This is a genomic window from Vibrio sp. 10N.222.52.C3 (genome assembly GCF_041474195.1).
Lineage (GTDB): Bacteria > Pseudomonadota > Gammaproteobacteria > Enterobacterales > Vibrionaceae > Vibrio > Vibrio crassostreae_C.
The window spans coordinates 18,216-40,083 of sequence record NZ_JBFRTQ010000105.1; the positions used below are offsets into that span (position 1 = coordinate 18,216).

General features: G+C 44.9%; 15 protein-coding genes and 1 pseudogene. 4 read left to right on the forward strand and 12 right to left on the reverse strand.

Annotated elements, in window-relative coordinates:
* Nucleotides 1–166: 166 nt before the first annotated feature.
* From AB4517_RS16270 to nirB, 3 genes are all read right to left on the reverse strand, one after another.
* Nucleotides 167–1,636 carry a NarK family nitrate/nitrite MFS transporter gene (locus AB4517_RS16270; RefSeq protein ID WP_372148769.1) on the reverse strand — a complete coding sequence of 490 codons (1,470 nt, stop codon included), beginning with the start codon at nucleotides 1,634–1,636 and terminating at the stop codon, nucleotides 167–169.
* 143 nt (nucleotides 1,637–1,779) lie between these two features.
* Nucleotides 1,780–2,124, reverse strand: a complete 345-nt coding sequence (gene nirD, locus AB4517_RS16275) for a nitrite reductase small subunit NirD (RefSeq protein ID WP_012600889.1) — start codon at nucleotides 2,122–2,124, stop codon at nucleotides 1,780–1,782.
* A 76-nt stretch (nucleotides 2,125–2,200) separates the two neighbouring features.
* Entirely contained in the window at nucleotides 2,201–4,783 is a 2,583-nt protein-coding gene (gene nirB / locus AB4517_RS16280) for a nitrite reductase large subunit NirB (RefSeq protein WP_372148772.1), read from the reverse strand.
* A 472-nt stretch (nucleotides 4,784–5,255) separates the two neighbouring features.
* Here nirB and AB4517_RS16285 point away from each other — a divergent pair, with 472 nt between their 5' ends.
* Together AB4517_RS16285 and AB4517_RS16290 are read left to right on the forward strand one after the other, a co-directional pair.
* Nucleotides 5,256–7,838 carry a molybdopterin oxidoreductase family protein gene (locus tag AB4517_RS16285; RefSeq protein WP_372148775.1) on the forward strand — a complete coding sequence of 861 codons (2,583 nt, stop codon included), beginning with the start codon at nucleotides 5,256–5,258 and terminating at the stop codon, nucleotides 7,836–7,838.
* A gap of 339 nt (nucleotides 7,839–8,177) precedes the next feature.
* Nucleotides 8,178–9,194 (forward strand): hypothetical protein, encoded by a 1,017-nt coding sequence (locus AB4517_RS16290; protein WP_372148777.1) that lies wholly within the window; start codon nucleotides 8,178–8,180, stop codon nucleotides 9,192–9,194.
* A gap of 350 nt (nucleotides 9,195–9,544) precedes the next feature.
* Here the strand turns inward: AB4517_RS16290 and AB4517_RS16295 are convergent, their stop codons facing one another.
* From AB4517_RS16295 to AB4517_RS16315, 5 genes and pseudogenes are all read right to left on the reverse strand, one after another.
* Nucleotides 9,545–10,570: an IS110 family transposase gene (locus tag AB4517_RS16295; RefSeq protein WP_372148780.1), complete on the reverse strand. Its 1,026-nt coding sequence runs from the start codon at nucleotides 10,568–10,570 to the stop codon at nucleotides 9,545–9,547.
* Nucleotides 10,571–10,652: 82 nt separating this feature from the next.
* Nucleotides 10,653–10,950, reverse strand: a pseudogene (locus AB4517_RS16300) (type II toxin-antitoxin system RelE family toxin).
* On the reverse strand, nucleotides 10,940–11,188 hold the full coding sequence (locus AB4517_RS16305) for a type II toxin-antitoxin system Phd/YefM family antitoxin (protein WP_004730320.1): 249 nt from the start codon (nucleotides 11,186–11,188) through the stop codon (nucleotides 10,940–10,942). Before AB4517_RS16305 ends, AB4517_RS16300 begins: the two are co-directional and overlap by 11 nt.
* Before the next feature lie 788 nt (nucleotides 11,189–11,976).
* The gene (locus AB4517_RS16310) at nucleotides 11,977–12,375 is read right to left on the reverse strand and encodes a hypothetical protein (protein ID WP_372148783.1); all 399 of its coding nucleotides are present in this window, start codon (nucleotides 12,373–12,375) and stop codon (nucleotides 11,977–11,979) included.
* Between the two features lie 95 nt (nucleotides 12,376–12,470).
* A complete protein-coding gene (locus AB4517_RS16315; protein ID WP_372148786.1) occupies nucleotides 12,471–14,042 on the reverse strand; it encodes an EAL domain-containing protein in 1,572 nt (523 codons plus the stop codon).
* Between the two features lie 363 nt (nucleotides 14,043–14,405).
* Between AB4517_RS16315 and AB4517_RS16320 the strand changes: the two genes are divergently transcribed.
* Entirely contained in the window at nucleotides 14,406–14,828 is a 423-nt protein-coding gene (locus AB4517_RS16320; protein ID WP_372148788.1) for a lysozyme inhibitor LprI family protein, read from the forward strand.
* A 155-nt stretch (nucleotides 14,829–14,983) separates the two neighbouring features.
* Nucleotides 14,984–15,775 carry a carbon-nitrogen hydrolase family protein gene (locus AB4517_RS16325; protein WP_372148791.1) on the forward strand — a complete coding sequence of 264 codons (792 nt, stop codon included), beginning with the start codon at nucleotides 14,984–14,986 and terminating at the stop codon, nucleotides 15,773–15,775.
* A 126-nt stretch (nucleotides 15,776–15,901) separates the two neighbouring features.
* Here the strand turns inward: AB4517_RS16325 and AB4517_RS16330 are convergent, their stop codons facing one another.
* The 4 genes from AB4517_RS16330 to rbsB all read right to left on the reverse strand — a co-directional run bounded on the left by AB4517_RS16330 (nucleotide 15,902) and on the right by rbsB (nucleotide 21,751).
* Nucleotides 15,902–18,361, reverse strand: coding sequence for a CHASE3 domain-containing protein (locus AB4517_RS16330; RefSeq protein WP_372148793.1), 2,460 nt, complete (start codon nucleotides 18,359–18,361; stop codon nucleotides 15,902–15,904).
* Nucleotides 18,362–18,582: 221 nt separating this feature from the next.
* Entirely contained in the window at nucleotides 18,583–19,584 is a 1,002-nt protein-coding gene (locus AB4517_RS16335; RefSeq protein ID WP_372148796.1) for a substrate-binding domain-containing protein, read from the reverse strand.
* A gap of 152 nt (nucleotides 19,585–19,736) precedes the next feature.
* Nucleotides 19,737–20,681: a ribokinase gene (gene rbsK, locus AB4517_RS16340; protein ID WP_372051109.1), complete on the reverse strand. Its 945-nt coding sequence runs from the start codon at nucleotides 20,679–20,681 to the stop codon at nucleotides 19,737–19,739.
* Nucleotides 20,682–20,872: 191 nt separating this feature from the next.
* Entirely contained in the window at nucleotides 20,873–21,751 is an 879-nt protein-coding gene (gene rbsB / locus AB4517_RS16345) for a ribose ABC transporter substrate-binding protein RbsB (RefSeq protein ID WP_017060856.1), read from the reverse strand.
* Nucleotides 21,752–21,868: the final 117 nt, after the last annotated feature.

The window sequence follows — 21,868 nt, forward strand, 5'->3', positions numbered from 1 at the left end:
ACTGGTCTTCTTCTTAACTGCTCTTCTTCCCGCTTCCTTGACAGAACATCCTAGGAAGAACAAAAGCCCTAGTGAACTTAGAGCCTTTGAACGAAGCACCTAGCATTGATGTATCCGCTAAGGTGCTTCCCCCGATTCAATAATATCAATGCTTCATAGTACAGACCTAGCTTGAAACATTAATCAGCGTGACACTGCCATCGTCGTTTATTTCGGCGATTTGACCGTTAGGCTCTTCCATGAACAGTAGAGTCACAAAGCCAAGTACCGCTGTTGCAGCAATCACTAAGAAGAAGGTTTGGTAGCTCACGAATGACAACACAGTTAGGTAAACTACTGCACCCACGTTACCGTAAGCGCCCGTCATACCTGCAATTTGACCTGTCATACGACGCTTGATTAGAGGAACCGTTGCGAATACCGCACCTTCACCCGCTTGCACGAAGAAAGAACACGCCATCGCCGCAACAACCGCTAGCCATACAGGCCATGTGCTGTCGACTTGACCCATTGCGAAGTAACCCACAGCAAGACCAATCGTTAGAATAAGCAGTGTTGGTTTACGACCGAATTTATCTGAAATCCAACCACCACCTGGGCGAGACATTAGGTTCATAAAGGCATAAGCTGATGCAACCATACCTGCAAGAACCGGTGTTAATTCAAAGGTTTCAGAGAAGAACAGTGGCAGCATAGAAACCACAGCCAGTTCAGAACCAAATGTTGCGAAGTACAATACGTTAAGTACCGCTACTTGCTTGAACTTGTACTGGTGAATCTCAGGCACTTCTTCTTTAAATACGTTCTTGTTTACTTTCCAAACTTGCGACACTTCGTACACGTAAAGTGCTGCTAAACCTGCATACACAGAGTAAACCGCCATGTCAGACAACATGTTGATGTTGCTTGGTGATAGCTTCCAAGTCAGTAGCGCTAAAGCGGCATACATAGGGATCTTCATAATAAGTAGGAAGAAAAAGTCACCCTTTGATGTCACTTCCATTGCTGTTACTTGAGCCGGTTTGAAGTAAGTCGAACCTTTTGGTGTATCTGACACGTTTTTGTAGAAGATAAACGAGAACGCTAAGCTCATTACGCCGGTAATACCGACCGCATAACGCCAGCCGTCTTCACCACCAAACGCTAGAGCGAGAGTTGGAAGTGTGAACGCTGCTGCTGCTGAACCGAAGTTACCCCAACCGCCGTAAATACCTTCTGCTGTACCCAGTTCGTTGTGTGGGAACCATTCAGACACAAGACGAATACCAACAACGAAGCCTGCGCCAATGAAACCTAATAGGAAACGTGCAATCGCCGCTTGAATGAAAGAGTCTGCCAGAGCAAACATGAAACAAGGGATAGAACAGACCGCGAGTAGCGAAGAGTAAACCAACCTTGGGCCGTATCTATCGGTTAGCATGCCTATTGCGACACGTGCCGGAATGGTCAATGCAACGTTGAGGATCAGGAGGGTTTTGATCTCTTCAGTAGAAAGACCAAGCGTAGTTTTTACCATTTGCAGTAGTGGGGCAAAGTTGAACCACACAACAAAGGTAATGAAAAAGGCCATCCAGCTTAGGTGTAAGACCTTCATCTTACCCGTAAATGAAAGCAGCGAAAATTTAGTGTTATCCATGGTTTAAATCCTTTAAATCTGGAAAATTACCCGGTTTGTGCACCTGCGTTACTTCCGAACTTAGAACGCTTTTAATGTGCATAAACCCTGTGCCGAAATTGCGCACGCTAATAAGCGTTTGCATGATGGTGTCGGCGGTTTAGTTAACTGGCGATAGCAAGTGGTGCGAGAACTTGAACTTGTTCTCCTTGTTTGCGAACTTCAAATTTCACGAGCTTGAGCTCAGGCTGTTCAAGACATTCGCCAGTTTCTAAGTGGTAATGCTGCTTGTATAAGGGTGAGGCCACGTAAGGTTCTCCGCTTAATGAACCAATTATACCACGTGACATCACATTCGCCTTGCCGATAGGGTCGTAATTAGAGAGCCCATAAAGCGTGTCGCTGCGCTTGCAGTAAAAAATAGCCACTTGGTTATCGTCTACTTTGGCGCAAATTCCCCCGTTTGGGGTTAGATCGCTGGTGCTGCATACGGTTGTCCAATTTTCCATGACTTTCTCCTAGTCTAAAATTGAGTTTTTATTTTTTTATTGATGAACCTGATGAACCTGATGAACCTGATGAAATTTATGAAACCTCAGTCACTTCGATTTGGTCTGCTTTAGCGAGCTTTTCATCGCGTTTTGAATCGGAAGAAGAGCTCAAGCTCGGCTTAGGAAAACGCTGCTCTCGTTCTTTGATGAATGACAGGCTAGTGTCCATTTCTTCGCTGTTGATGTAGTGCTGGAAGCGTTTCATCTTTTCAGGGTTTTCGATGGTGGTTTTCCACTCACACTGGTATTTTTCGATGTTGAGGGCGATATCGGCCTCAAGTTCTTCAGCAACGTTGAGCTTGTCTTCAATCACGACTTGCTTGAGGTATTCGATGCCGCCTTCAAGGTTCTCCATCCATACCGATGTACGCTGTAAGCGGTCTGCGGTACGTGTGTAGAACATCAAAACGCGGTCGATGTATTTAAGGAGTGTGGTTTCGTCTAAATCAGTGGCGAATAGGTCTGCATGACGAGGACGCATACCGCCGTTACCACAGATGTAGAGGTTCCAACCTTTGTCGGTGGCGATAACACCAATGTCTTTCGATTGGGCTTCTGCACATTCACGAGTACAGCCTGAAACCGCAAACTTGATCTTGTGTGGTGAACGCAGGCCTTTGTAGCGGTTCTCAAGTCGAATCGCTAAGCCAACACTGTCGTCGACACCGTATCGACACCAAGTGCTACCGACACAAGATTTCACGGTACGAACCGATTTACCGTAGGCGTGGCCCGTTTCAAAACCTGCATCAATCAGCTTTTTCCAGATGATAGGCAGTTCGTTAAGCTGTGCGCCAAACAAGTCGACACGCTGACCGCCCGTGATTTTGGTGTACAGGTCGAACTCTTTAGCGACTTCGCCTAAAACAATCAATTTATCTGGAGTGATTTCACCGCCAGCAATACGCGGAACTACCGAGTAAGTGCCGTCTTTTTGCATGTTGCCAAGGTAGATGTCATTGGTGTCTTGCAGCTCGATATGTTGATCTTCAAGGATGTAATCGTTCCAGTACGAAGCCAGAATCGAACCGACAGCCGGTTTACACACAGTACAGCCCAATCCGTTGCCGTGAGAATCTAACAGCTCGTCGAAGGTCTTGATTTTGTTGACGCGAATGATGTCGGTAAGCTCTTGGCGAGAATAAGCAAAGTGCTCACAGATATCGTTAGAGACTTCCACACCTAGGTTACTTAGCTCGCTATCGAGAACCTGTTTAGCAAGGGCAGAACAACCTCCACAACCTGTTGAAGCATTCGTGGTTTCTTTCAATGCAGCCATCGTGGTGCAGCCTGCTGAAACGGCCTCTTTAATATCGCCTTTGGTCACATCAAAACATGAACAGATCACAGCGCTATCAGGCAGAGCTTCAACACCCATTGCAGAGCCAGAATCATCGGCCACGTTAGGTAAAATTAGCACTGATGGGTTTTCAGGAAGGGGCATATCATTTTGCTTGATTTGCAGTAGCGAACCGTAGGCTTCTGCATCACCGACCAATACGGCACCGACAATTTTCGTGCCGTCAGCCGAGATGATCAAGCGTTTATAAACTTGTTCAATTTCATCGTTATAAGTATACGATTGAGCGCCTTCCGTCTTGCCGTGTACTTCACCAATACTGGCCACATCAACACCCAGTAATTTGAGTTTGGTGCTCATGTCTGCACCAGTAAATGAAGCGTCGCTCGTTCCGTCCGATAAGATATGCGCAGCCGCGATTTTCGCCATTGAATAGCCAGGGGCGACTAAGCCGAAGATCTTGTTGTCCCAAAGGGCACATTCACCAATCGCATACACGTTGTCGATGTTGGTTTGGCAGTGATCGTTAATCACAATGCCGCCACGTTCACCAATGGCGATATCAGAGCTGCGAGCTAAGGCATCTTGAGGGCGAATACCCGCAGAGAACACGATCATATCGGTTTCAAGGTGGGTGCCGTCTGCAAAGTTCATACGGTAGCGAGCGTTTTCTCCGTCGACTATTTCAGAGGTCGCTTTCTCGGTGTGAACCTGCACCCCAAGGTCTTCAATCTTTCTGCGCAGTAGCGCACCGCCACCGTCATCTAATTGTACGGCCATCAGGCGAGGTGCAAATTCCACGACATGGGTTTCTAAGCCAAGGTTTTTGACTGCGTTTGCGGCTTCTAAACCCAGCAGTCCACCACCAATCACCACGCCCGATTTGCTGCCTTTACTTGAGAGCTCAATGGCGTCTAAATCTTCGATGGTGCGATAAACGTGGCAGTGTTCTTGGTCGTTACCGGGAATAGGGGGAACAAAAGGGAATGAGCCGGTCGCCAAGATTAGCTTGTCGTAACTTTCAACGTGACCACTTTCAGTGATGACTTGTTGATTGGCGGTGTCTAGCTTGGCAACCTTCTGATTCAACAAGTAGTTCACGCCGTTGCTTTGGTAATATTCTTCACTGGTCAATGACAGGTCATCAGCGCTTTTACCATTAAAGTAAGCCGTCAGCTGAACACGGTCGTAGGCCAGCCTTGGTTCTTCACTAAAAGTAATCACATCAAACTCATCACTGTCTGATTGCAGGATGTTGTCGATAAATTTGTGTCCAACCATGCCGTTACCAACAACGACGATTTTCTTCTTGCTCATAATCCATTCCTTATTCTCGGCGCCACCATCACTAGCATCTAATTTCTAGTCGTTAGCAGATGAATACCGGGTTGAGATTCCACTCAATTCATAATCATCAAGAAAAACAAAAATGTTTTTTCTAAGTCTTGGTTTTTAGTGGAGCAAGGAGGATGCCAGATTACAGTTCGTTTATTTAAATAAAAATTTATTTATAATTTTCAGTGCCTTAAAAAATAGAGGTGGTACGCAATTACCCCTAAAGTGGTATGTAAATTTTTTGTTAGATTTATATAAATGAGCGTTTGTGGTGCAACTTTCTGCAAGGTGGTGCAAAAATTAAGTTTCGATCTTGGTTAAGTTCTGTTTGGTTCGTTGTTGATATTTGTGTTTTTATTAAGTTGTTGTTTTTAGATGAAATTATTTGCTATTCATCAGCTGCTATTAAGTGGCGTGTTATTTGCTTATTTTCAGTTATTACAATTATGGATAATTGAGCGAGAAACGGATGACCGATTCAAACAGCGGCTGGATAAAATCGACCTGTGCTTATTGTGGTGTAGGGTGTGGAATAGAAGCGAGACCGACATCGTTAGGAAAACTAGAAGTGCGTGGTGATAAAGATCATCCATCAAACTATGGAAAGCTATGCACTAAAGGGATTGCGCTCGGCGACACCGTCACGCCTTTAGGTCGTCTTACACAGCCTGCTCATATTCAGAATGAGCAAAAACAAGAGCTAGATTGGAACAGTGCCACTCAGTTGGTCGCAGACAAATTCAATCAAACCATCGAAGAATATGGGGCCGATTCGGTTGCGTTCTATGTATCTGGTCAGCTGCTTACCGAAGACTACTATGTTGCCAATAAACTGATGAAAGGCTTCATTGGTAGTGGCAACATCGACAGTAACTCTAGGCTATGTATGGCTTCAACTGTGGTCGGGCATAAGCGTGCATTTGGCGCAGACACCGTACCGGTATGCTACGAAGATCTCGAGCAAGCCGATCTAGTCGTGATTACAGGCTCTAACCTAGCATGGTGTCACCCGGTACTTTTCCAAAGATTAAGAGCCGCGAAACAAGCCAACCCCGCATTGAAAGTTATCGTCATCGACCCGCGTTATACCGACACTTGTGAAATTGCAGATATTCACTTGGCATTGGAATCTGGCTCAGACGTGGCGCTGTTTAACGGCTTATTGGGCTATCTCGACGATAACGACAAGCTAGATGCAGACTACATAGAAAACCACACTCAAGGCTTTACTGAATCGATTCGATCTGCAACTCAATATCGCTATACCGAATCAGGCTGGGGCGACAAAAGCGTTCCTGAGCTGACAGGGTTAACAGAGCAGCAGCTAAAACAGTTCTACAGTTTGTTTGCATCGAACGAGAAGGTGCTGACCATTTACTCCCAAGGCGTGAACCAATCGACACAAGGGTGCGATAAGGTAAACGCCATTATTAACTGCCATTTAGCCACCGGGAAAATTGGCAAGCCGGGCATGGGGCCATTCTCTGTAACGGGCCAGCCGAACGCGATGGGCGGACGTGAGGTGGGCGGGTTAGCCAATACTTTAGCGGCGCATTTTGAATTTGGTGATCCGCAATCACACCAAACCGTCAGCGAGTTCTGGCTAACCGACAGCTTAGCCACACATGCGGGTTTAAAAGCGATTGACCTGTTTGATGCCATGAATGAAGGCAAAATCAAGGCGGTGTGGATCATGGCGACTAACCCAGTTGTGAGTTTGCCAGATAGCGAAAAGATCAAAGCCGCATTAGAGAAGTGCCCATTTGTGGTGGTGTCGGATTGTATTGCCGATACTGAGACCACTCGCTTGGCTGATGTGGTGTTGCCCGCGCAAGGGTGGAGCGAGAAGTCGGGCACCGTGACTAACTCTGAGCGTCGAATCTCACGCCAACGCCGTATATTACCAAGCCCAGGGGAAGCCAAACCCGATTGGTGGATATTAAAAGAAGTCGCGCAAAAAATGGGATTCAAAGAGCAATTCGAGTTCCGCCACGAAGGCGAGATCTTCAAAGAGTATTGCGAGATGACAGCGCTCGGCAATGAAACAGGTAAAGAGCGTGACTTGTGCTTAATTGGACTCACGCAACTGGATGAGAAAGGTTATGGCGAACTCACTCCACAGCAATGGCCAGTATTAGAGTATCAACCAGAGATCATTGAGCAGCGCATGTTCACCAATGGCGAGTTCTTTACTGAATCAGGCAAAGCGCAGTTTATTGCAGTTGAGCACGACAAACCGATTGCCGATACCAGCCTGGAATTCCCGCTTATCATGAACACAGGTCGAATCCGAGACCAATGGCACACCATGAGCCGCACAGGCTTGGCGGCAGGTTTAGGTGAGCATACCCCTGAGCCTTTTGTTGCGATGCACCCAGATACCGTTTCAGAACTGAACTTGGATGAATTTGGGCTAGATGCTTTCAACCACGCGACTATTAACCCTGTGGTGAAAGTGCGCAGCGCACAAGGGGAGTGCCAAGCGCGCTTAGTGGTGACCAAAGAGATGCGCCGTGAACAAGTCTTCATGCCGATTCACTGGAACGCACCCACCGCCAAAGACAGCAAACCATGCGACCTAATCTTGCCTCATACCGATGCCGCATCAGGTCAGCCAGAATTCAAACATACCCCAGTGATGGTTGAACCGTGTGGCTATCGCAGCGAAGCCGCACTGGTCAGCGACAAAGTGATGGACTGCAGTGGCTTTGATTACTGGGTTCGCCAAAGAGTGGAGGGCGGTTTTCTGTATCGCATCTCATCATCTAAGAACCCTATGGAGCTGGTTATTCAGCTTGCTAATACCCTCGATGCCTTGCCAGAACCTAACGCAGAAGCGATTAAATCACTCCATTACCACGGCAATAAATCATTCAAGAACTACGGCTCTGCCAAGCTGGGTCAGTCTGGCGTAAAGCAAGCCTTCGTGGTGAACAGTAAGCTCGACCATCAAAGCATCGATTGGCTGGTGGAATGCCTAACCCGAGAAGCCGATGAAGAGTTCGAAGCCGAGTTTTTGAGCACCATGGCGAAGTAGTTACTACCTCCCGCTCATCATACCTATAGCAAAAACGCCGACAATCATGTCGGCGCTTTTTTTGTTTGAGAATACAACTTCCAAGATACAACCTTCATAGCCTGAACTGCGGTTTACTCACATATTGGGGAGTTTTCTGCATTTTGCCGGAACTATATGGAAAATTTCTGCTTTTCGTCATGTTTGATACAAAGATAAGTAGGTAAGATGATGTTATTAAATGAGTTATTAGACTAAGTGCAGCGAGTCTTGGAAACTAGACAGAATTGTTTCAGGGACAAAATGCAGAATTATTCTGTCTAATATAGCTGTTATGAAACACAGGAGAGTTACGAGTATATGAATTTACCAATGTCGAGCAGTGTTCTTTTCGAAGATGATTATTTAGATGAGTTCAACTGTAACTTTAAGCGTAATTTTGGGCTTGAGTTGGCTATCCCAAAAGATTTCATCGGAATTGACACGGGATTGGTTCTATATTCTGACAATACTCGTAAATGCATTGGCAGTAGAAAAATATGGTTCCAATTCAAAGGAATTGAGGCAGGTAAGAAAACATCGGATCGTTATGATACTGATTCTTACATTACGGCAAGAAATATAAAAATGACACACATTAAGTACTGGGGGACCTTCGGAGAGCCTGTGTACCTAACAGTGTATAGCCAAAAAGATAATAAGTTTTACTACATCGATTCAGAGCAAATTCAATGTTTCTACGACGCTAGTAAAACTCAAGTAGACATCCGAATTGAAAAAAGTGCGTGTCTCGATAATGAATTCTTTGAAAATCAGCGATCACTTGCCCCGTCGGTTAGAGCAGAAGCAACATATAGAGGCAGAATTTTAGCGATAAATCTCAACCCTTTAAGAAGTTCAGTTTCTATGTTGAAACCTGAAGTATATAAAAATCTGATATTGCGGTTACTCAAGTGTCACAACTTTATTGAATCAAGTAAATCGTCTATTTCAACGGGTGAAAGAGTAGACGGGATTTTACTAGACCCATTGGAGACACCGATATACTGGACAATCGGTTACGCGCATTCTGATTCAATTTTTCGAGACAACGGTAAATTTGAAAACACTAGTGGAGAGCTTGAAGTCTATATCGTTCCTGACATTAGTGATTTTGACTTTGAGGGGCTACCAGTTGTACCAAAAGATAGAAAGGCTGTACTTTTTTATAATGACGAAGAGTCTGACATATTGTTTGGACAGTTACGTTCAAAAAACATACTTCCAATCTCAAATCACTCAGTGACTTACAATTTAATTTTGTCGCCTGTCTTGTTTAATGAGTTCAAAACGGACGTCAAATGGGCGACTATGAATCCACTGGTAAGTGTTTCATAACAATGCATTTAAGAGTGATTCGCAACGCTTGGCGCTTTCGCTTCGCTCAAGTATAGCCAAGCGCCGCTCACACCTTAATGCGGCTACATGGATTCCCCCGGTTGTCAAACATCCGCTAAACTTATGTTGATGGGTTTTGGACTGCCGCTCTACATTCGGCCTACTTATCGACGATTCGCATACGTCGTGGCCCTGATGACTTTGCGCGACTGCGGTGTCTTATTCGTTAGATGACATCTAGTGTGTCCGCCGCATTAACAGGCTCTCCGCAAGTGGTCTTAACCTATCTCCATCATTAGCGTCTGCAATGACCCGGTGGGTTTAACTCTTTATGCTGCTTAGGTTTCTACTTAAGCAGCATAGTTTTCATATTCTGTTTGATTGTGTAAAAGCGACCATATAATTCGTGCGTTCTTCGCGGCCAGTGCCACTATTGCTCGGTTCATTCCTCTTCGTTCTAGAACGCCGCGACACCACTGACTTAACTTATCTTGCTTGTCGCCAAGGTTGGCAATCACGGTCCTTGCGCCATGAACTAATAGTGTTCGTAAGTATTTATCACCGTGTTTGGTTATTCGGCCTAAGCGAGGTTTTCCTCCTGTGGAATATTGCTTTGGTACGAGTCCTAGCCAAGCAGAGAAATCACGGCTTTTATCAAATTGAGAACCATTGCCTATCGAAGCAAGTATCGCAGTAGCGGTTTGCGGCCCAATACCTCGAACTTTCATCACTCGTTGAACATTAGCGCTGACCTTAGCAAAAGAGTCGAAGATTTGTTCAGTATCGGCGATACGTTGATTCAACTCTCCAAGGTGGTGATAAGCATCGGCAATCACCGTTCTTGCGAGATGTGGCAGTTCATTTTCTGCATCTTCAAGCATTAAGGGAATCTGTTTCATCAATGAAGAGCGACCAACGGGAATGATCAACCCGAACTCAGAAAGTAGGGCGCGCATGCGATTCATAAGCGCGGTGCGTTCACGAACCCAATGCTCTCTCATTCTATGTACCGATAGGATGGCTTGTTGCTCTGGTGATTTTACGGGCACAAAGCGAGTGGATGGTCGCTGAACAGCTTCGCAGATAGCTACTGCATCATTAAGGTCGTTCTTCCCTTTAGTTCGATAAGGAACCACGTATTTAACGGCCATGATGCGGTCGTCATGCCCAAGTTTATTGAGTGTTCTTACCCAATAATGTGCGCCACCACACGCTTCAACGCCTATACGCATGAGTGGCATATTTGCTATTGTAGTCAGTAGTTTAGAGCGAGTTACTGACTTATGAAGTATGACCTTACCATTTTGGTCTACGGCATGAAGACTGAAGTGGTTTTTAGCTAGGTCGATACCGCAGAAATAAGAATAATCAGACATGGTGCCTCCGATGCATTTAAGTACCACATAAGTGTGGCAGATCCTCGGTAGGGGGAATCCATGTCATTCGTTGATACCGCAATCAATCATCTAACCTTTTCATAGCTTTACGGTAAACATCGCTACGTTCGCGTTTTCCGTTTTCCGACTGCTAAGACGGTTACAATGATGACATCGTCTTCAACTTTGTAGACGAGACGGTAGCCCGATTGGCGCAGCTTAATCTTATACATGTTGTCAGCTCCAGAGAGTTTTGAAGCCGGAACATGCGGGTTATCTAAACGCTCGATTAGCTTTTTCTTAAATTGTTGTTGAAGCGTTGAGCCAAGCTTTTTCCACTCTTTGAGTGCACTCTTTTTAAAGTCGAGTTTATAGGTCATCAATATTTACCGAAATACTCTCTTCAGATTCACGCTCTTTCGCAATAGTTAGTAGTTCAAGATCTTCGAGTCTGTCCATCATCATTTCGTACGCTTCGGCTGGTACGCAATAAAATGCTGGCTCATTTCGGTTCAGTACAGCAACAGGTTCACCGTAAGCACTAGTTGCAACTTTCATAGGGTTAGCTTTCAACTCAGTAATGCTTGCAGCAACATCGGCTAAAATTCTAGTGGTCATTTAATAGGTCTCTTAAGTGGTCTTTATTTTGGTCATTTTAGCCTCAATCAAGCGGTATAACAAGTTGCTTAAGAGTGATTCGCAACACGTGGCATTTTTACTATGCGTTGGTTTATGTGTTTAAGGTATTATGCGGAGGCTAAGGTATTGGTTTGCTCACACCTTAGCAAGGCGTAAAGTGTCGATATCTTGGGATAATAGTTCTAGATATCTAATTCAGAATAGCTGCGTAAACCTTAATTTAGAGGCTCTTGAACCATGGTATTACTTATAGTTTGGTTGGCTATTTGGGTTTCTTCAGTCAAGCCACTTGCTTCTGTCGCCCGACGAACATACCGCATTAGAGTACAAAGTAGTTCGAATGGTTGGAAAAGTATTTTGTTTTCTATATTGGCTCACCTTACCTTTGTTCAACTATTTAGCTTTCCTGTAGATAGTTGGTTTTACTGGGTACTTCCAGTACTAAATGTTTTGTTTGTTATGCACATGCTCTTGCTCTTGGATTTGGTTCTAGATCGTTATAGTGTGGTTGATACTTCACGTTTTACCCATCGTTCAATTGCACCTTTTTTGGTGTCATGTAGTGCATTTATTGCAATGCTTTTCTACTCAGCTTATCTCAATGATGCAATACTGAGGGGAGTATGTATTGCTGCTCTGTCAATAGGTTTGACAGGGTTTCTAGTAACTTATAGAAATGTAAAATAGGGTCATACAGCTAACAGAGTATTTTAGGTTGATAAGAATCAACCCAACCAAAGAGGGCGCCAATAACGGCGCCCTTTGTATTAGTTGGCAACGCTGTAAGTGTCGTAGTCGCGCAGTAAGAAGAGTGCGACACAGGCTGCGAGCATTGGCCAAGAGGCAAAGAACAGAAGGTTATTGAACGGGTCCATGTATTTTCCAAAAGAGGCGAAGGTTGAGCCTGCATGCAGGACTAAAATCGCGCCGTAAGTGTACTTCTTCCACATGCCTACAACGAACGCGCCTAAAAAGCCGAGCTGTGCGACACCCATAGCCATTATTGCGTTGTTGGAGATGTCGATGCCGTAAAAACCAGACAGCACCTTTGTCGCGTGCTCTGGTACCAGAATCTTATCTAAGCCCCAGAACAAGAAGACGATAAAAATGCCGATTCTCAGCAGTAGTAGGCTCGTCGCCAGTTTGGTTTGAAGTGTCTTTTCCATGATATTCCTTTTATGCACTCAACGATGCGATGAATTAAATGTTCATCAAAGGAGACCCATAGCCTTCGCGTTTTCTTTCGCAGTTTTTCAGTGGCTTATGTAACAGGAAATGTCTGGTTGGTTTGTTCCTCAACGTTATCGGACTCAAAATGCTGCTGCCTGAGTAAGCTGACAGTCAGGTTTATCGGCATCGGCTTATAAAAATAGAAGCCTTGGATATAGTCGACACCGAGCTTAGATAAGATTTTCACTTGGGATTCATACTCGACACCTTCGACGATGACTTGCATGCCTAAGGAGCGTGATAGTTGAAGCATGGACTCTAGCAAAGGGAGACCAAAGCTGGATTCGTCGGATATGTTTTTCACAAACACGCGATCGATTTTGAGAATGCTGAACGGGAACTGTCTTACGAAATCTAACCCTGCGTAGCCTGTACCAAAATCATCAATCGCGACTCTGACGCCCCTGTTCGATAGCTTGGTTAGGTTGTCTCTAATTTTGACCATGTCGGCATCAGAACATTCACCATCTTCGGTTACTTCAAAAACCACCTGTTTGAGAATCTCAGGGTGTCTTTTAAAGATGCTGATCACCTTGTTAGAAAAGTTACTGTTAGACACTACGTTGCGGCTGATGTTGACGCTGATGTACTTTGAGTCGAACACATCTTGATTGCTTTTCAACGTCATTAATACTTTGCGCAGCACGAAGTAGGTGAGCTCCTCAATTAAGCCTAAGCTTTCAGCAAGCGGAATGAAAATAGCCGGGGAGACGTTACCTTCAATTGGGTCGTTCCATCGTAATAGTGACTCACAGCCGACGATCTCATTGGTGTTTTGGTTAACGATAGGCTGCATGTGAACATGAAGGTGTTGGTTTTTTAGCGCACTTGAAAGCGAATATTCTAAGCTGCGTTGGCTCTGCTTTTTATGCTTGATGGAAAGGAGAATAATGGTGGTGATTCCGGCCATCAAAAAGCCAAACCATAAATAACTCAACATGAAGTGAAGATAAAACTGATACCCAATGTATGAGGTGATGGTCAATGGGTAGGTGTTTGATTGTATCCGCACCTTGGCGATTGATGAGTCAATATCGGTAGGGTGGATATCTCTTTTGATCACTTCAACTTTGGCCTGTATTCCATGGCTGCTGAGGTTTGTTTCAACAAGGTCATAGATGAAGTGTGGCGGAATCATCAGGCTCACTCCGGCATCTTCTTTGTTCGAGAAAATGAGCATGATGGACTGAACTTGCGTGATGGCCGAGTTGGAATACGACAGGGTTGTTAAATTCGGGTCGTCATTGAGTCGCTGCCTGATGGTGCTGTATAGGCGAAATGAAACGTCACCATCGGTGGTTGAACAGTAAAATCGGTTCTGTTTATTGAATACCGCTGCTTCTTTTACCCAATCGGCTTCAAAAACGTTTTGTCGAAGCTGTCTAACGATCGCGTCGCAAGACTGTTCAGGTCTAACTTCAGATAAAAAACGGTCGAACCTTGATTGGATCCTTTCTAACCTAGTTTCGACTAACCTTGATGTGTCTTCGGTTAATGTTTGGTAGTGATACGGTGTAAAAGGAATGAGCATTGCCATGGAAAAAAAGAAAGAAATGGCAAAGTAAAATGAAGTCTTGGCAATGTTTTGGTACTTGATATCCATAGTTGGAGAAGCGTTACCGATTTATGTGAGCATTCGATTTAATTTATAAAGTTAACGATTACGTAGCAATATAAATAATTAATATTGTGAATGCAGGCACAAATTATTGATATAAATAATATGTTTTCTAGTTTTACCAGCAAAATCTTGATGTTATCTCGTTTATTTGAGTTGGCGAGGCGTCATTTTTGATGATTTATGCGGATAACAAATGCTTATATCCTGATAAATTTTATTGTTATTTGCTCTGGCTGAATGAGCTGAATGAGCTGAATGAGCTGAATGAGCTAAATATTGAGCCACGTTTAAATAAATAAAGTCACGACACGATTCGTTTTGGTGGTGGCAGCATAAAGGATGATTATGACAAAACTGATATCGGCACTCATAGCGGTGTGCTTCTCATTCTCTGCGTTGGCCTACGAAGGTGTTGTTGATTGCGAGAATGCGATGAATACCATCGAGATCAATCACTGTGCGGCAATTGAGTTGGAATCTGCACAAGCGGAACTGGATAAATACCTTGCAGCCAGCTTTGAGCACAATGTTTATGATGCTGAGCTGGTGGCGTCAATTAAGAAGGCTCAGGAGAGCTGGCAGGCGTACATGACAGCACATTGTGATTCTGTGTACACCCAATGGCGTGAAGGTTCTATTCGAGGGGTTATGGCGCTTTCCTGCAAGATGACGTTAACCAAGCAGCGCACGCATGAGGTGTGGGAAAACTTCTTAACTTATATGGACAGCACGCCTCCGGTTTTACCAGAGCCTAAATTAGCGCCGTAGGCAGGTTTAAAATACGTACAGGACTGTGCACCTGCTTCAACCTTTGGCGGGCGAATAAGAAAGCGATAGGGGATTGGCCTACTCTTTCGTTCTTAGTTCTTAGTCTCCAGCTTGAAGCATTACAGCTTGAAGTATTACCTAGCAAGGAATCGATTGTGAACAATGTCAGTATCACGCTTATTCAGCTTGAAGTTGAATACAAAAACAAACAAAAGAATATGGATTCGGTCTCTGATCTTTTGCAAGCGGAGCCGTCAGTCGGTGATATTACTTTACTGCCTGAACTGTTCACGACTGGGTATATTTTTAACGAGGCTGAAGAAATTCACGAATTGGCTGAAGACTTCGCCGACAGCAGTACTATTGATTCATTAACTCAGCTTGCAGCGAAGCATCACACCTTGATTGTTGCTGGTATTGCCGAGAAAGATAGCGGCCAATATTACAACAGAGTCGTGGTTGTGGATGCTTCCGGTTTACGACACAAATATAGAAAAATCAGTCAAACCAAATTCGATAAGCAGTATTTCTCGAGAGGGGAGGAACGCCTCTCGTTTGAGCACAAAGGCTTAAAGTTTGGTGTCGCGATTTGCTTTGATATTTGGTTCCCGGAGATCATGAGAGGGTATCAGTCGGTCGACGTTATTCTTCACCCTGCCAACTTCGGTGGGCATCATAGTTTTGCCATTGCTCAAGCGAGAGCCTTGGAGGAAGGGTGTCACATGGTTACTTGTAATCGCGTCGGGCAAGATGTGGTTAATGCGTTTACCGCGACATACTGTGGTGGTAGCCGAGTCTACTCACCCAAAGCGGAGTTAATGACTCAGCTCAACGAAAGGCAATCGGTAGAAACCGTAAGTATTCAAGATCTCTCGATTGCGCCGCAATACAATGGCGTTGATGTTGAAGATGAGATGCAGCAAATCACCACTCTGTTAAACTGTTAAACTGTTAAACTGTTAAACCGTTAAACCGTTAAATCGTTAAATCGCTAGAACAGAGACTAGCGCGGTATAAGATCGAAAAACGCAAGGTGATTAAGCCTTGCGTTTTAGCTTGGGAGCGAAGCGTTCTTAAGCTTGATCGTTCATTTGATTCAGATGCTCGACTGAATGGGCGTTTTTCATCCGCTGAGCTTGATGGATATTGACCATAAGGCGATTGAGCAGCTTTTGCAGTCGTTCAATATCCGGCAATTGTTGATTTTTGGCTTCGACTTCTAGTTCCAATGCCTGCTTAGAAAGCATGTTAAGGCCTAAGTTTAGTGACATGCCTTTAATGGAGTGCAGGGTGCGACAAAGTGGCTCTAATTCTTTATCTAAATAGTATTCGATGACACGATCAACCGACTGTTCGAACTCAATAATGGTTGAGTCGATGAGTAAGCTGAACCCTTCCGTGTCGTCTTTCAGTATGTGTATCACTTCTGAGTGGCTGATCTCTTCTTCCGTTAACCTCAGCGTTTCAATAGGCTTACGATGAAGCTCGACAATATTTTCATTCTCACTCGAACCTTCGGCTGCGGTTTGTTTCGGTAATCGACTTGAGAACTGTTGTAGGGCGTCGAAGAAACTCTCTTGCTGCAGAGGCTTGGTCAGAATATGGTCGACACCCGCCTGAATAAAGTTGTCATGCGCCTCACGGAATACATCGGCCGTGTAAGCGAATATCAAGGTATCTAGTTTCAGTTTTTCGCGGATGTGATGCGTTGTTTCGACCCCGTTCATTTCAGGCATATGATTGTCCATCAAGATAAGGTCATATTGAGTAGTTTTAAGGCGTTCAATCGCTAATTTTCCGTTCTCTGCATGATCGACATGATGGCCGAGTTTTTCACAGAAGCCTTGTGCAACAATGGCATTAATACGGTTATCTTCCACCAACAGGATACTTAACGAGTCATAACTGAGAGTTTCTGCATCGACTGTATGGGTAGCGATGTCTTTCGCTTTGCTTTCTTGCCATGTGATAGGCAGGGAGACTTGGAATTTTGTACCAAGCCCAACTGCACTGGTTAATGTGATTTCTCCGTTCATGAGGTTGACTAGGTTCTTGACGATTGCGAGGCCAAGCCCTGTTCCGCCAAACTTCCTTGTTGTGGAAGTGTCTGCTTGTTCGAACGAATTGAATACCTGCTCGTGCTTATCTTTCGGGATACCAACTCCGGTGTCTGTTACCGTGAGAATCAGTTGATTGTTGGGGCGATTGAGGTCAGCTTGAATGGACACATGACCTTCTTTGGTGAATTTGGTCGCATTGCCGCCCAAGTTGAACATGATTTGACGTAGCCTTGCACAGTCTCCGACGAGTTGGATGTTTTTCGGTATGTTATTTTCGATCAACAGGCGAATGCCTTTTTCATCGGCTAAGGGTTTTAGAGCGCTGCATACAGGCTGCATGACTTGAACAAAATTAAAGGGTGCCACATCTAGCTCAAGCTTGTTTTCTTCGACTTTTGAGAAGTCGAGAACGTCGTTGAGTATTGTCATCAAGTGGTGACCAGAATCGAGAATGATGTTGATGTTCTCTTTTGTTTCGGGTTCTTGGGTCTGGCTTGCAATGATTTGAGATATTCCAAGAACGCCGTTCATTGGCGTTCTGATCTCGTGGCTCATGGTAGACAGAAAATCGCCCTTAGCTTTTACTGCGGCTTCAGTTTTGGTTCGTTCGGCGATTAGCTCCTGAGTTTTCGCTCTCATTTCACTGTCATTACTGATCAAATTGTCTGTCATTTTTTGAAAGCTTTGTTTGAGATGAGCGATTTCGTCTTGGGTGTTTATATTCGAACTCAATTCCAGAGTTGCAGCACCTTGATCCAAATGGCCAGCGGCAACTTGGTTAGTGGCCTCAAGTAGGGTGTGTAATCTTCGATTAATACGCTTTGACGCCCACGCAGCAACAAGGAGTGATATGAACACGGAAAACAGTGTTCCGAGGATTAATATGTAGCTGGTTTGATTGGCTGAGTTCTCCGATTTTTCGACCCTGGTAATAATAAGTTTTTGTTCAATTTCAATGAATTGAGCAATCTCTTGGCGGATCTCGTCAATCAATTTTTTTCCGGTTTGCTGCTGAGTGAGGTCGATGACACTTTGTATTTCAGCTTCGCCTTTATTGACAAGGCTGCGTTGATTGATCTCTTTCTCTCCAGACTGTTTCAGCCATGTTTTATGAATATCATCGATTCTATATAGGCGTTCTACTTGAGGTGGGTTATCACTCACTTGATTCGCAAGGGTTTGGAGTTTTTGAGGCCATACATCAAGAGCTAAATGGTAGGGTTCTAAAAAAACAGGATCACCCGTGATCAAGTAACCACGTTCAGCCGTTTCTATGTCGACTGTTAAGCTGAGAAGTTCTTGAGCCCGAGCGATGGCTTTATGTGTGTGTACAACCCAATTATTGTCTTTTACAACCGTTCGGGTGTTTTCATGGACAGAAAAAGCCACGATAAGCATCAAAGCGATAGGAATCAAAAAGCTGACTAATAGCTTTTTCTGTAGGGATATATTGTCAAACCAACCCGCGATCATAAAACAGCGCTCTCCATGTCGTTGTTATTCACTGTTAGTGTAGATGATCATTAGTCGTTAAGTGCGCAAATAGTTGCTGAGTGCGTAAATACATACTTTAGCGTGTAAGTTTCGCATATTAACGGCATTTTAGGGGTGATTAAGCGGCGTTATTATGTTTCAAAGACAAAAAAGCTAGCTCAATAAGCTAGCTTTCAACGGTGTGATGAGTGTGGCGAGTATTAAAGCGCTTTTACGCTGCTTCGTTCAACAAGAGTAGGTTCAAGTTCAACGACTTGCGGATAAGCATCTGGAGTTTGTAATCTGCTCAAAAGCGTATCCACTGCGGTTTTACCTAAACGATGTTTTGGCTGGTGGACAGTGCTTAACGCGGGTGTCATGTACTTCGACAGGTGGATGTCATCGTAGCCAATGATAGACAGATCATTCGGAATCGATGTGCCATCTTGCGCCGCAGCGTGAATCACGCCCATCGCCATCATATCGTTACTGACGAACAAGGCAGACGGCATTTCGCCACGAGTTTTCAATGTCTGATAAGAGTCAAAACCACCGTCACATTCAAAGTTGGATTCAACAATCCACTTAGGGTTGATCTCTAAATTGGCTTCTTCCATTGCTTGCTTGAAGCCTTGATAACGAGACGAAGCTTGATTACGGTGCAGTGGGCCAGTGATACAACCAATTTGAGAATGACCGTTATCTATCAAGTGCTTAGTTGCCATGTAGCCACCTTGGTGCGAGTTGTCTTGGATCTTATCGCTCGCAAACAACATAGGGCCCCAATCCATGACTACAACAGGCAGTTCTGGGTAGCGCTCGAATACATCGATATGTTCGCCTTCAAGGGTAGAACACATTAGCATCAGGCCATCGACTCGCTTTTGCAGCAAGGTATCGATAGAGGATTTCATGCGTTCGCTATCGCCTTCGGTGTTACACAAGATAAGGTTGTAGCCTTTTTCGTAGCAACGACGTTCCACACCTTTTACCACTTCGCCAAAGAATGGGTTGGTGGATGTGGTCACTAGCATTCCCAAGGTTTTGGTTTGCTTCATTTTCAAGCTGCGAGCCAATGCAGAAGGCGCATAGTTGAGTTCTTTAGCCGCATTGTTAACACGCTCAGCAATCTCTTCACTGACAAAGCGTGATTTGTTGATCACGTGGCTCACGGTAGAAGTCGAAACCTTTGCGAGCCGTGCGATGTCTTTCATTGTTGCCATAAAAAATCCTTGTGAGAATAACCTTCCACGTTGGGCGATATTCTGCCTGAAAACAGGGGCTTATTCTTGTTATTTGTTGTTACCGAATTTGAAGGCTAACATCCGTTAACCACGGTTTAGCTCAGAAGTTAGGCCTTCAAATAGGTATCAAACTAAGCAGACAGTAGCTCTGCCAAAAACGCATCGGTTTCAGCACGGCTTGGAATCGACGTTTGAGCACCAAAGCGTGTCACAGAGATAGCAGCTGCAGCATGAGCAAATTTAATCGCACGCTCAAGTGGCATATCTTCAAGCAAGCCTGTCACCAACGCGCCGTTAAAGGTGTCACCTGCGGCAGTTGTATCTGTTGCTTCAACACGGAAACCTGCGATTAATTCACCTTCGCTGGCTTCATTGCCTTGACCGCGATGACTCACCCACACGCCTTTCGCGCCTAGCGTGATCATTACCGTTTCTATGCCTTTAGCATGCAGAGCCAACGCAGCCTGATGAGCAGACGCGTTGTCCGTCACGGTAATGCCTGTCAGCACTTCTGCTTCAGTTTCGTTCGGTGTAATCACGTCAACACAAGCAAGCAGTGAATCCGATAATGGACGAGCAGGAGCCGGGTTTAGAATGACTTGCGTGCCACTCTCTTTTGCTACTTTCGCAGCGTATTCAATGCCTTCAATTGGCGTTTCAAGTTGAGTTAGCAGGTATTTGGCTCCGCGAATCTTCTCTAGATGCGGCTCGATTTGATCGCAAGTCAGCTTGTCGTTCGCTTCCGCAGAAAGACAGATGCTGTTTTCACCCGTTGCGGATACTTGGATCATCGCGATGCCAGTTGGCGTGTTGTCTGCCACGATAACACCGTCGATGTTGATGCCGTCTTTAGCGAAGTCTTGACGAATGTTGATGCCGAATGGGTCGTCACCGACACAGGCGATGAAGCCGATATCTGCGTTTAATCGCGCAGCAGCGACTGCTTGGTTTGCGCCTTTACCGCCAGGGATGACCTGATAGTTACCGCCAATCAAGGTTTCACCCGGACGAGGGAACGAAGGAACTTGCAGTACGTGGTCAGCGTTAACGCTACCTAAAACAATCAGTTGAGTCATGATACGAGCCTTATGATATATCGTATTTGAAAATGCATGGGTCTTTCTCATGGTGTTAAGTGCGCTCTCTTTTGTGAGCGGAATGAGAAACAGCGATGCACTGTCGGGGTTTGCTTTTGTTTGAGTCAGCGAGCCAATCAAAGCAGGGAGATAGGGAACTCCCTGCTTTATATCGCGTTACCTAGTAACGATTACTTAGCGATGATTTTTAGAGGTACTGGTACGTACTCGTCTACTGTTTCGCCTTTCAGTACTTTGTCTGCCATTTCGATACCTAGAGAACCGATTAGGTCAGGTTGTTGTGCAACTGTAGCGCCTAGTAGGCCGCGGTTAACAGCAGCGATGCCGTCGTCTGTGCCATCAAAGCCAACGATCATCACTTCTTTACCTGACGCTTGAACTGCGCGAAGTGCACCTAGTGCCATTTCATCGTTTTGAGCAAATACTGCTTGTACATCTGGGTTAGCAGCAAGCAAGTTTTCCATTACGTTCAGACCTTTAGTACGGTCGAAATCAGCAGGTTGGCTTGCAAGAAGTTCAAGGTCGCTGCCGTTTACTGCATTCATGAAGCCTTCACCACGTTCACGAGCTGCAGAAGTACCAGCAATACCTTCAAGTTGGATTACTTTCGCTTTTTCGCCCACTTTTTCCATGATGAAGTGACCTGCCATTTCACCACCGATTACGTTATCAGAAGCGATGTGGCTTACTACGTCACCACGGCTTGCACCACGGTCTAGTGTTAGTACTGGGATGTTTGAACGGTTAGCCATGCGAATTGCGTTAGACACGGCGTCTGAATCTGTTGGGTTGATCAGGATTGCCTTAACACCACGAATGGTTAGATCTTCAATGTTCGACAGCTCTTTGCTTGGGTCGTTTTGAGAATCAAGAACGATAAGCTTGTAGCCTAGCTCTTCAGCTTTCGCTTCTGCGCCATCTTTCATGGTTACAAAGAATGGGTTATTCAATGTAGATAGAACGATTGCCATTGTATCTTGCGCCTGTGCAGACACAGATACCGTTGTAGAAAGAAGAGCAGCCGAAATAAGAGTCGCTAATTTTTTCATGGTGTAAGTCCTTTGTGTAGGGTGAGCTAGGAGGTGAGTCCTAACTCGTAGTTACATTATTTATAGATTCTAATATTTTAAGGTAAAACAAACTGTTACTTTTATTAAACTAGAGTG